The sequence below is a fragment of the Rothia sp. HMSC08A08 genome, assembly GCF_001808385.1.
GTDB lineage: Bacteria > Actinomycetota > Actinomycetes > Actinomycetales > Micrococcaceae > Rothia > Rothia dentocariosa.
The window spans coordinates 45,350-55,700 of the sequence record NZ_KV793076.1; the positions used below are offsets into that span (position 1 = coordinate 45,350).

General features: G+C 51.6%; 10 protein-coding genes and 1 tRNA gene. 1 reads left to right on the forward strand and 10 read right to left on the reverse strand.

The annotated features are described in order from the left end of the window. Positions 1 to 309: 309 nt before the first annotated feature. From HMPREF3164_RS07595 to HMPREF3164_RS07625, 7 genes are all read right to left on the reverse strand, one after another. Complete coding sequence (locus HMPREF3164_RS07595; RefSeq protein ID WP_168160762.1) at positions 310 to 984, reverse strand: hypothetical protein; 675 nt, start codon at positions 982 to 984, stop codon at positions 310 to 312. A 317-nt stretch (positions 985 to 1,301) separates the two neighbouring features. After that, complete coding sequence (locus HMPREF3164_RS07600) at positions 1,302 to 1,622, reverse strand: HU family DNA-binding protein (protein ID WP_004005969.1); 321 nt, start codon at positions 1,620 to 1,622, stop codon at positions 1,302 to 1,304. A 95-nt stretch (positions 1,623 to 1,717) separates the two neighbouring features. Further along, the gene (gene rpsN / locus HMPREF3164_RS07605; protein ID WP_004005968.1) at positions 1,718 to 2,023 is read right to left on the reverse strand and encodes a 30S ribosomal protein S14; all 306 of its coding nucleotides are present in this window, start codon (positions 2,021 to 2,023) and stop codon (positions 1,718 to 1,720) included. Between the two features lie 2 nt (positions 2,024 to 2,025). Then, a complete protein-coding gene (rpmG, locus tag HMPREF3164_RS07610) occupies positions 2,026 to 2,196 on the reverse strand; it encodes a 50S ribosomal protein L33 (RefSeq protein ID WP_004005967.1) in 171 nt (56 codons plus the stop codon). A 3-nt stretch (positions 2,197 to 2,199) separates the two neighbouring features. Then, positions 2,200 to 2,436 carry a 50S ribosomal protein L28 gene (gene rpmB, locus HMPREF3164_RS07615; protein WP_004005966.1) on the reverse strand — a complete coding sequence of 79 codons (237 nt, stop codon included), beginning with the start codon at positions 2,434 to 2,436 and terminating at the stop codon, positions 2,200 to 2,202. A gap of 535 nt (positions 2,437 to 2,971) precedes the next feature. After that, the gene (locus tag HMPREF3164_RS07620; protein WP_070450151.1) at positions 2,972 to 3,802 is read right to left on the reverse strand and encodes an SGNH/GDSL hydrolase family protein; all 831 of its coding nucleotides are present in this window, start codon (positions 3,800 to 3,802) and stop codon (positions 2,972 to 2,974) included. Positions 3,803 to 3,995: 193 nt separating this feature from the next. Beyond that, positions 3,996 to 4,832 (reverse strand): ABC transporter ATP-binding protein, encoded by an 837-nt coding sequence (locus HMPREF3164_RS07625; RefSeq protein ID WP_070450155.1) that lies wholly within the window; start codon positions 4,830 to 4,832, stop codon positions 3,996 to 3,998. Positions 4,833 to 4,900: 68 nt separating this feature from the next. Here HMPREF3164_RS07625 and HMPREF3164_RS11520 point away from each other — a divergent pair, with 68 nt between their 5' ends. After that, positions 4,901 to 5,032, forward strand: coding sequence for a hypothetical protein (locus tag HMPREF3164_RS11520; RefSeq protein WP_256387507.1), 132 nt, complete (start codon positions 4,901 to 4,903; stop codon positions 5,030 to 5,032). Here the strand turns inward: HMPREF3164_RS11520 and HMPREF3164_RS07630 are convergent. From HMPREF3164_RS07630 to HMPREF3164_RS07640, 3 genes are all read right to left on the reverse strand, one after another. Beyond that, positions 5,029 to 7,185, reverse strand: coding sequence for an acyltransferase family protein (locus HMPREF3164_RS07630; RefSeq protein WP_048754520.1), 2,157 nt, complete (start codon positions 7,183 to 7,185; stop codon positions 5,029 to 5,031). The genes HMPREF3164_RS11520 and HMPREF3164_RS07630 overlap by 4 nt on opposite strands. A 145-nt stretch (positions 7,186 to 7,330) precedes the next feature. Next, positions 7,331 to 7,407: transfer RNA gene (locus tag HMPREF3164_RS07635), tRNA-Thr, on the reverse strand. Positions 7,408 to 7,727: 320 nt separating this feature from the next. After that, positions 7,728 to 8,621, reverse strand: a complete 894-nt coding sequence (locus HMPREF3164_RS07640; protein WP_048752850.1) for a DsbA family protein — start codon at positions 8,619 to 8,621, stop codon at positions 7,728 to 7,730. Positions 8,622 to 10,351: the final 1,730 nt, after the last annotated feature.

Sequence of the window (10,351 nt, forward strand, 5' to 3'; positions counted from 1 at the left end):
ACGAGAGTTCTATGTGAAGATCTCTATCCTCCCGACACGCAAACCCCTGCCCCACAAGGAAAAACTTCATTCGCGCACCAAGAGGCATACACCCAACAACAAGAAATGCCGAAACACAAGAAAGCTCAGCTTAGTAGAATATCACCCGAGCAGTCGACCACAGAGATCTTTACGCAAGGACCATTTGATTTATAGATATTTTGAGAACAGGGTGAAATACTTATAAAGTTTACATATAAAGTATTTAATAATACTTACACATTTATATTTATATGTTGTGTATACCAGTTTTCTACATAGAACCGCATCTTAACGCGGAGCTGCAGGGGCTACCGGAGTTGCCGCCTCCGGATTATTGGGTTTTCCAGGAATTGCAGGGATTTCAGGCCGGTCTTCTTCATCCTCAACAATGCCATTCTCGGAGACTGACCACGAGCCGTCGGCGTTAACCGTAATAACCTCGCCATCATGGTCGGTCTGGGTCCATGCGCCGCTTGCGCTCACTCTAATGACCTCGCCGTCGCTCTTGATAACCTCCCACGCACCGCTCGTCTCAACGGTGATTTTATCGCCTTCGGAGTTCGTGTGGGTCCAGGAGCCATTCACATTCACCTTGGGTTCGGTCGGAGATCCACCGTTGTTACGTTGCGCGGGCGTATTGTTCCCGCCGGTTCCGGGCTGATTCTGATTAGTATCACCATTCACCGAGCCGCCAGCAGTATTTCCTTCTCCCCCATTACCCTGGGTCGCGGCGGGGGCATGGGCGGGATCTGCCGAGGGGTTAGAGGTTGCCGAAGGTTCCGCAGCCGTACCATGTGTTGAGGGGGATGCAGTCACTGTCACCACGGCGGGAGTCACCGGATCCTGAGGTTCGGAGGATGCACACGCGCTCAACAAACCAAGCCCTGCAAGGGCTAACGGAAGAGCGCTATACTTTCTCGGTACGATGGTCACGGTATGTCTTTCTGAGTATTTCTGTGTCATAACAGGATATATTTTCAGGCTGCAACATTACTTACTACTATTTTAGCTAACCTGATTGAGACTTTTAGGCGACAAGGTGTTGTCCACTTTTCTTGGGGCGAAAGGCATTACAGCGTAATGTTGCGACGCGTATGTTCAACGTGAAGTTTTTAGAAAAATAAGATTCCGTCCCCGGTAGTTTATCCCGTCCTGACAACCTTTTCAAACGGAGTTTGGTATCGGGGGCAGAAGCTCTCAGACAGAGAAAACAAACCATAAACATAGGGGCTCCCACCGTGTGGTGGGAGCCCCTATCAGGTCCTAGAAGTCTCAAGAAGTTACTTCTTCTTCTTGGAGGTGGCCTTGGTGGCCTTCTTCTTGGTAGCGACTGCTGCCTTCAGCTTGGAGCCTGCGGTCAGCTTCACACCGTGACCAGCGGGAATCTGGATGGTTTCACCGGTCTGCGGGTTGCGACCAGTACGAGCTGCACGGTCGGTACGCTCGATAGCCAACCAGCCGGGGATGGTGATCTTCTCGCCCTTAGAGACGGAGGTCTCGAAAGCCTGGAACACTGCGTCGAGCACTGCGTTCACGGTTGCCTGGCTCTTGCCAGACTTCTCTGCTACCTCTGCAACAAGTTCGGTACGGTTCTTAGCCATTTGGGGTGCCCCTTCCTGAGACTTATCTTTTTCAGACTAAGTCGAGCTGCTTTTCACGAGGAAAAATAACTCGCCTAGGTACAAAATACCAGAAATTACCAGCTTGACTTAGTAATACCGGGCAATTCGCCACGGTGTGCCATCTCGCGGAAGCGTACGCGGGAGATACCAAACTTCTGGAAGGTACCGCGCGGACGACCGTCGATCTGGTCACGGTTGCGAACGCGGACGGGAGATGCGTTGCGGGGTAGCTTCTGCAAAGCTACACGTGCTGCTTCGCGCTCCTCGGGGGTAGCGTTCTCGTTCACCAGCGTCTTCTTCAGTTCTCGACGCTTCTCGTCGTAGCGAGCGACGATGACCTTGCGCTGCTCGTTACGAGCGATCTTTGACTTCTTAGCCATTCTTAGCGCTCCTCTCGGAAGTCAACGTGCTTGCGAACCACGGGATCGTACTTCTTTAGCACCATACGGTCAGGATTATTGCGGCGATTCTTACGGGTTACATAGGTGTACCCGGTGCCTGCAGTGGACTTGAGTTTGATAATAGGACGCAGGTCCTTAGCCTTTGATGCCATGTACTAGATCTTCTCCCCGCGTGCGATGATTTCTGCGACCACGGCATCAATGCCACGAGCATCGATAACCTTAATGCCCTTAGCGGACACGTTCAGGGTCACCTTACGGCGAAGCGAAGGAACCCAATAGGTCTTCTTCTGAACGTTCGGATCGAATCGACGCTTATTGCGGCGATGCGAGTGCGAAATGCTGTGTCCAAAGCCGGGAACAGCTCCGGTCACCTGGCAGACTGCTGCCATGTTTCACTCCTTATTGATTGACTTTTCTGACGGATGCGCAGTCGATGTTACTCGTACGTCCCGTCACCAATGTAGAAGCACCGGGTTATTCTCCGGGCTAGAGTGTTTGAGACCGGCATCTGGGTGAGATCCAGATGTCAATCCCCGCCGCGGGAAAAACGGTGAAGCATAATTTAGTGTCGAGAGGCGTTTCCACCACTACGAACAGCGTTAAATTCTAGGTAAATCCAGCAACTCACGCAAGCCTGCACGCCAGAAACTCCCCTTAAAAACCAAGGATTTTTTGGATTTTGAGGGGTAACCATTTGATACAGACTTCTTCCGGGCACGCCGAAAGGCCGCGATAGAGTTACCCGCTTATTCTACCAGTTCTCGCTGTTTCCTCAAGTCACAAGGGAGTTTAAGGTAGTTCATGACGAAGTTTTCATCCCTTGTCGATATCCATGTGACAAACGTCTAATTACATCGTTGAAATTTTAAATGTGAGATTAACATCTTAACTCGTAGAAACCCGTATTTTACGGCATACGGCAGGTTATTCTTCGAGTTCTACCGGCTCGCCAAGACCAGCGGCAGGAACCAAATTCGGGTACCTCGCGCTTAGTCCATCCCCCAAACTGCGCCCAGTCAGCTGCCGGCCCATCCAAGGCAGAGCATGCGTTCTTACCCAATACGCACTTTCGGCAACTCTCTCACGCAGCGGCGGAGGCTCTTCTTCACCGGCGATAAGGTTCACATCCTGCGCCAGATGCCCCAGCCCAAGCTGCGTCAGCACATGGTATGCAAAGCGCTGATGCCCCAACTCATTCATATGCAGACGATCATCAGCCCACAGCCGCCAGTCCAGAAAATCGTCCATACGCCAGTAATCGATAATGTGCACACCGTATTCATCCGCCACCGTGCGCAGAAGCTCGTTATACAGGGCGGTACGCGGACGGGTTCGAGCAAAGGGTCCCTCTCCCTTCACGTCCAGACCCGTAATCGTCAGAACCTCGATTCCTTGCGCGCGCAGAGCCGCAAAGGCTCGCTCTGCGTGCGAGATAATCTCATCTATATTCACGTTTAGGCTAATAATGTCGTTGCCGCCGCCGTAGAAGCTAACAAGGTTCGGTCTCAGTTCTAAGGCTGCCTCCAGTTGCTGATCGACAATCTGGTACATCAAAAGCCCGCGGATCGCCAAGTTAGCGTACTGCGCCTGAGCATCGACTGAGCCGATAGCTTCCGCAACGCGATCTGCCCAGCCACGCACCTGGTTGGGACGGTCGGTATCGACATCACCCACGCCTTCGGTAAACGAGTCGCCCATTGCCACATAACGCACAGGTTCGCCGTGCAGTCTGGCATTTTTATCGAGTTTGAGCATGGTAGGTACTTCCTAACTTTTGGTATTATCTACCCGCCAGTATCCCATGAATAATATGTCTGTCTTAGGTATCGACCGCAGACATCCAGCTGCGTGCGGTTTCAGGCAGGACAAACCAATCGTGCAGCAAACTCAAACATACCGTAACCGCGTTTTGTTCGGGTTTCTCGCTCCTGTTTTATTAAGTCTTATTTCACGGGTTCACGTCGTCCAGTATCTTCTGCGAAGCGTGCGCAGACCGATGATGCGGCACCACCACCACGCTCCCGTCACTAAATGGATCGGCAACCTCGGCCTTGAGCCCAAAAATATCGTTAAGATTTCTGGAGGTCAGCACCTCGTGAGCAGATCCGCGACTGACGATCTGCCCGTCCTTCATGGCGACCAGATAGTCTGCAACGCGAGCGGCGAGATTCAGCTCGTGCAGCACCATAATCATGGTGGTGCCGCGTTCTTCGTTCAGATCCGCCAGTAAATCCAGCAGCTCCACCTGATGCGCCAGGTCAAGGTACGTGGTCGGCTCATCCAACAGCAGAATATCGGTCTCCTGCGCAAGCGCCATCGCAATCCACACACGCTGGCGCTGACCGCCGGAAAGCTCGGTTACCTGACGTTCGGCGAGCGACATCGTATCGGTGGCCTCCAGAGCCCAGGCTACCGCCTCATCATCTTCGGCACTATTACGTTTGAAAAGCCCTTGATAGGGATAGCGTCCCCGCGAAACCAAATCGGCAACAGTAATGCCTTCAGGCGCAATAGGATGCTGCGGCATAAGCCCGACCATGCGTGCGAACCCCTTCATGGAGTACTGATGCGTAGGCTTACCATCGAGCAAAAACTCGCCGTCAAGGGGATGCAAGAGTCGCGAAACACCCCGCAGAAGCGTGGATTTACCGCATCCGTTGGGGCCGATAATGGCGGTGACCTTGCCCTGCGGGAAATCTAAGCTCAGGTCTTTGACGATAGGCTGTGCGCCGTATCCTAGGCTCACGTTGTCTACGCGCAGAGTACGCTCAGTTACGGTTTTCATGATTTACCTTCCTTTCGGTTCTGCACGAGCAACTAGATAAGTATGAGGGTACTGAAGACACCATAAAAATGCCTACAGAAATTTTATATGCCGGAATAGGTTTGCGGCTGCCGTTCACCGAGACTCAAGACTCCGGACGTACCGATGCCGTGCCTTCCGGTAAGAAGACACGGCATCGTATATTCTTGGCACGTGTTTAGAGCGAGAGCATTCCGGTGGGTATCCAGCCACCCTTGACGGCGCGTTCGAGCATAGTTTTCGCCATGGTACGCCCGTATGCCTTGCTCACATGGTTCTCGTCCATGTATACGTAGACGTTCCCGATCACCGGCTGGCACATTCCGTCCGGGCAGTACAGGTCGGTCATATCTACCAGTACCGCGCCCTTATCCTTATATTTATCGAAAACTTCCTGGGCGGGGTTCTTCTCAGCCAGTTTCTCAGAGACCGGGCGTGCACAGGATTCCAGGCTGTCTCCTGCCTTCTGCGCACATTCATATACGTTGTAGTCGTACCGCGGGTTATCACGCACGCCGACCACCTGTATTCCGGCGTCCGTGAATTTCTTGACCGTTTCCTCCAAGGCCGGGTCGATGCGCTCCTCATTAGACCGCGCCTCCGCGATGGTTGCGATAATCACCACGGTCTGCGGCTTACGCTGCAGAATTTCTTCGGTGACGTCTCGGTTAAACTCGGCGCACTCGTTCGAGGATGATGCATCCTGCTGCGGATACTGGCATCCGCCTAAGAGGATCGACTGCATATTAACTTTGGACTGCTCGGCAACGGGTTTGAACATGGCCATTGCCTGTTCCGCGTGGGAGTTACCGACGACCATCATAAGCGGCGAATCATCTGTTCCGTTCTTCTGCGAAGAGCAGTACTTCTTGAGTGAGTCATGAGAGAGGGCAAAATTGCCTTCGCATTTGCCGTCGCTCAACATCTCGTATTGATTCTTCAAATCACCATTGGGGATAGGGTCGTCGTGCATGAGTGCCTGATCTGTGCCGATGGCGCGAGCACCTAGGTGATTATCGGTTGCAGTCTGGGTCTGTGTTTCTGCCTGAATACTTGCCTGAGTATTGGAGTAGTTTACCCACGCCTGCGCACCGGCAAGAGGTATTCCTGCCAGTAAAAAGGTTGCGGCCAGGAAGGCAAGCTGATCGGCCCACGTTTTGACCGCGAAAACCCTCTTAAACCGCAGTATTTTCATCAGCCAGGGAATGAAAGGGTCTTTACGGTAACGCAGCGGTTTCTCCACGAACTGGATCAGAACCCAGGCTAAGCCAATAGATACCGCAATAATGGCGGTTCCTTCGAGAAAGTTCACGTGGGGTTTCTCTACAGCAGTGCTGTACAGGATCAGGATGGGCCAGTGTACTAGGTACAGGGCGTAGGAGATATTGCCGAGACTCTGCAGAGGTTTAGAAACCAACCAGCGGTCTACACCCCACCGGCTGTTGGTACGGCCCGCCATAATGACGAGAGCGCCTGAAACTACTGGATACAGCGCTAAGAATCCGGGAAAGGAGCGCTGCACGGGCAGGAAGGCGCCACAGGTCACAAGCCCAAAAACGCCGATCCACCCCATGATGACGCGCGCCTTCTCAGGGGCCTTCCATTTGAGGGTTACCATGGCGAGCAGCGTCCCGACAGCAAACTCCCAGAGACGGGTGCGGGTATCGAAGTACGCAAACCCCTGGTTCGTCTCAGTTTCGATAATCGAAAACGTCAAAGATGCCACAAAGACCGTGTCGAAAACCAAAATGGTTGTCGTGAACAGATTCCAGCGGAAACGGTGCACAAGGTATGCGACCAGCGCGAAGAGCAACGGCCACAGAATAAAAATCTGTCCCTGAATAGACAGCGACCAGAAGTGCTGGAACGGGGTTTTCGATGCTGCGTTTTGCGCATAGTAATCTACCGAGTTAAAAGCAAGATGCCAGTTCTGGTAATAGAAGAGGGATCCCTTCGCATCCGCGAGCATATCGGCCCAGCGGCTTGGCGGTAGGATAAAAAATGATGCGATGGTCGTTCCCGCAATGGTTACGGTCGCTACCGGAAGCAAGCGTTGGAACACGTGTAGCCAGTATGTGAAGAGGTTAAGCGGCCTGCCCTCGTTGATTTTGCGCATATTCGAGAGTGAGAGCAGGAACGCCGAGATGAATAGAAAGACGTCCACGCCGCCGGATACCCTACCAAACCAGACATGGTATAGCACTACCAGGAGTACTGCGAATGCACGCAGACCCTGAATTTCGGGGCGGAATCCCCGAGTTTCAATAAAGTTTTCGAGGGGGTAAGAGTTTGAGGGTGATGATACAGTCGGGGTTTGCGCCGCTTGCTGATGCATTGCGGGTTGACCTGCTGCCATAATATCGCGTGTCCTGTGCTGCTCTGTAAATCGGTGTGTGTGGTCTCATATAATGCTAACGACCTGTAAGGGGAAAGTCCCGATTCAACGCATCAGCTGCGTAACGCATGAATCAGGACTTTCGTGGAGCCCCCTACCGGATTCGAACCGGTGACCCTCGGTTTACAAGACCGATGCTCTGGCCAGCTGAGCTAAGGAGGCAACGTCTTCTAGTGTACAGCAAACGCACAGGGATGCTAATTCAAAAGTGGATGTTATAAAAGTTTATCGTGTTCACTGTTTTTATATGTGTCTACTTAAACGCTATTTTCCCGTATTACTATACTTTTTAAGTCTTTTAGATTTCGAACTATGTTCATACGACTCAGAAAATGTTAGACGGTCGATGAGCCTTAACAGAGATGCCCTCTCATGTAGAATCATGCATTGGAATCTTAAACTAGTGTGTCAGTATCCTTTGAGGCTACACAATAGAAAGGATTCGCCCGCAGGCTTAGCGCTTGCGGGCGAATCCTTTTATATTACTGCTGCGGATTATTGTTATTCTTCTTGGCGTCGATCTTCCCCTTCAGGAAGCCAGTGAAGTCATTGCTGGTGTACTGTTCACCATCCACAAAAACGGTCGGGGTGCCCCCAATGTCGTTCTTCGAGGATTCTGCGGTCACGACATCCACAAGAGAACGCCACTTGTTATCGTTCATATCCGAACCGATATTTGCACCGTATTTAGATGCTATATCGGCGATCTGCTGGTTGTTCAGGTCACCGGTTCCCTGGTGACTGAACAGTTCTTTCTGGAAGTCCAAGAATTTATCTGCACTCACCTGGTTAGCAACGGCGTATGCGGCGTTAGCGGTACGTGCCGAGTACTGGGTGGGCGAATTCTGATCGAGGAAGGTCAGGTTACGGATTTCGAGTTCGATGTTGCCCTCTTGAACCTGTTTCTTCAGTTCCTCGCCGTACTGATCCTCAAACTCATGGCAGTGCACGCAATTGTAGTCTTGGAAAATCGTCACGCGCACCGGTTTGCCGTTCTTAGAGGCTTCATCTGCCGACTGAACGCCGAGCGGCAGTTTCTTGCCCGCCTGCGGGGTACCGTTCACCGAGGGAGTGTAGGAGGCGTTAGAGTCCCCTAGTTCCTTATAGTTACGGGTGTCTCGTGTTGAGGAGTTTTGGACGATTCCATCCTTAGTCAGCACAATTCCGCCGTACTCATTCGAACTCGCAGGCACAGGACCCGATTCGGGTACTTTATTGTTCTGACCGTTGATATAAACAAAACCAATAACGAAAACAATAACAACGACTACGCCGAGTACGGTAAGTTGTATCCATCGACGGTTCGTCGCTACATTGCCGCGCTTTGATTGTTTAGCCGCAATTTGGCGGGCCTTCTCGCGGGCGTCCTGGGACATTGCCTGCTCCTTTATCTTGTGATCGACGCGGTGGATGCGCCTACCGCTAACCCGTTCTAGCCTACCGAAGGTTGGTGGTAGCTGCCAGTCATAGCCAGGTTTTCTACACTTTGTGTCGCTTTCTCACGCTCACAGCTTATTTTACGGGGCAACCACAGTCACCTGCGCTGGCTATAAGCCGCGCGTACCATTATAAGACTCGTTATTCTGCGGGATAGCATCTCAGGATAAACTTAGCGGTATGAGCAAAAGCAGACTTGGTGCCTTATAAATTGCCTCGTTCCCCTATTCTCCGGGTGACATGTATGTATGTGAACCATACCTTTCCAGAGACCCCCGTTTATAGCTTATAAGTTCCACGGATAAGACCCTCATACTGCAAGACTGCGTTACCAAGGAAAGATCGTAGGACAGCTTCGACCGCAGACCGAGTCAGAAGTCGAGGCTAGCAATAAACCCCATATTTACTAAAACAGCTTTTAACCAATTAGTTTCACCCTAAGATTCCAGGGGATACTAGCATGCGATGGCTCTACTACAATCAGCTTAGTTTCATCGGCGATGTCAATGTCTCATGCTGACAGTATCTTACTTGCTTAGCCACAATTTGACGAACCTTATCACGGGCGCCTTGGGACATCGCCTATCCCTTTATCCTATAGTCCCCCTGTGCACTTAGCGGTTATCTACGTTGTAATCCAGCCGTTCTCCTTCATGAGCACCCTGCTAGTGGACAGTAATAGTGGACAAGCCTCGCAGTACTTTATGGCTACACACGCCGCAAGCAGTGCTCCTCAGCGAGTTTCTAGCAGAGTATCGGCACCTTCAAAACCTCCAGAACCGCTATAGATATTCAGAGTAATCATCCTACAATTCTGACTTGTTCAGGGTTTCTAGTGGGTAAGGGATACTGTGTAAGAGCTTCAACAGAATACGGCTTAGCCCCACCCACACTTCAGGTTAGGAACATTAGAACAGGCAACATTCTATTCCGTAACCCAATTTCCTGTCTGTATAGACGATATAAGAACGACGCGGCTATGGCGACATATGCCATAATCTGCACCAAAGTAGATCCCGTCGAGCTGTACTTCGTAACAGGGGTGAACGGGAGTATGAATACATGACGTCCCAGTACCGGCTTACATATACAGCTGGAATTGGCGGGTACTTTTACGGGGCTTTGCGTGTTGAAAGCTAATGCTGGTATTCCAGGCGATAAAAGCATAGCTAATTCCGTTGGGTGAATTTGAGGTGTTGAATGGTTGTTGAGACCCCGCAGTTGGTGCATCGTTATCGGGTTTTCCTGCGCTGGTGGTACCGTTTTTCTTCAGAGGTCCGTCAGAGGTAGGGCATCGGTAGCGGAGGTTTTGAGGACCATTCTTGGGTGTTGTACCGGAGTTAACCACTAATTGAGTGGTTATTCAAGGCTGTATCCGTTGTGGTGACAGGGCAAAGTACCCGGTAGCAGACACACAATTTTACCTACAAGCCTTTGATCCGTACCTTAGATAGGATGGTTCGCTGTCATGACAGGGCGAGATGGTTCAGGGCAGACACAATATGTCTTATACTCCGTTACCTTTGTGTGTTCTAAGAAAACCCGTTCAACCAGAACACATTAGAAGAGGGCAACCGACCCTCCCCCGGAATAGCTTACCAAGACCCCAACCGCACTCATGGTCAAGGGGATGCTGCTACCGGGTTGGGGTTGTTGAGTAAAAACCACA

Coding starts and splice junctions, on each gene's coding strand:
- HMPREF3164_RS07595 (WP_168160762.1), bottom strand. CDS start 984: ATGACACAGAAATACTCAGAAAGACATACCGTGACCATCGTACCGAGA.
- HMPREF3164_RS07600 (WP_004005969.1), bottom strand. CDS start 1,622: ATGGCTAAGAACCGTACCGAACTTGTTGCAGAGGTAGCAGAGAAGTCT.
- rpsN (WP_004005968.1), bottom strand. CDS start 2,023: ATGGCTAAGAAGTCAAAGATCGCTCGTAACGAGCAGCGCAAGGTCATC.
- rpmG (WP_004005967.1), bottom strand. CDS start 2,196: ATGGCATCAAAGGCTAAGGACCTGCGTCCTATTATCAAACTCAAGTCC.
- rpmB (WP_004005966.1), bottom strand. CDS start 2,436: ATGGCAGCAGTCTGCCAGGTGACCGGAGCTGTTCCCGGCTTTGGACAC.
- HMPREF3164_RS07620 (WP_070450151.1), bottom strand. CDS start 3,802: ATGCTCAAACTCGATAAAAATGCCAGACTGCACGGCGAACCTGTGCGT.
- HMPREF3164_RS07625 (WP_070450155.1), bottom strand. CDS start 4,832: ATGAAAACCGTAACTGAGCGTACTCTGCGCGTAGACAACGTGAGCCTA.
- HMPREF3164_RS11520 (WP_256387507.1), top strand. CDS start 4,901: ATGCCTACAGAAATTTTATATGCCGGAATAGGTTTGCGGCTGCCGTTC.
- HMPREF3164_RS07630 (WP_048754520.1), bottom strand. CDS start 7,185: ATGCATCAGCAAGCGGCGCAAACCCCGACTGTATCATCACCCTCAAAC.
- HMPREF3164_RS07640 (WP_048752850.1), bottom strand. CDS start 8,621: ATGTCCCAGGACGCCCGCGAGAAGGCCCGCCAAATTGCGGCTAAACAA.